This window comes from Mesorhizobium sp. M1E.F.Ca.ET.063.01.1.1 (genome assembly GCF_003998155.1).
GTDB lineage: Bacteria > Pseudomonadota > Alphaproteobacteria > Rhizobiales > Rhizobiaceae > Mesorhizobium.
In genome coordinates this window covers 1-480 of record NZ_RZSC01001569.1, presented here as the reverse complement: position 1 = coordinate 480, position 480 = coordinate 1, and the positions used below count along the sequence as shown (strand labels likewise).

Here is a 480-nt window from a genome sequence, read left to right as displayed (position 1 = left end):
GTCCGCGCGCGCTCGCCGAAGATCTCGAGAATCAGCCCGGTGCGGTCGAGCACCTTGGCGTTGAGTTCCTTTTCGAGATTGCGCTGCTGCACCGGCGTCAGCGGGTGGTCGACGATGACCAGCTCCGCCTTGCGCTCCTTCACGATGTCGGCGAACTCCGCCACCTTACCGCTGCCGAGCAGCGTCGCCGGGCGTGGGTCGGCGACCGTCACCACCGCGGTGTGGACCGGATTGAGATCGATGGCGCTCGCAAGGCCGACCGCTTCGTCGTGGCGGGCATCGGCCGAGCGACTCAGGCGCGGACGGTTCGAATCGTCTTCGCCGCGCGGCTGACGGGTAAGCACCGGCACAATGACGACCGCCCGGGTCGGATCCTTAGCCTCCGGCCCGAGCTGGTGCCCTTGTTTCCCGCGAACGCTGCGGTCCGCGTCCTTTTCACGTGCCAATCAGGCGCCCTGGCCTTCCTCGCCATCGAACATC

The 480-nt window shown here is 67.5% G+C and carries 1 pseudogene; it reads right to left on the bottom strand.

Annotated features, from left to right (window positions below):
• A pseudogene (locus EOA29_RS39830) lies at nt 1-446 on the bottom strand (GTPase HflX); the annotation flags it as partial.
• Between the last annotated feature and the right edge of the window lie 34 nt (nt 447-480).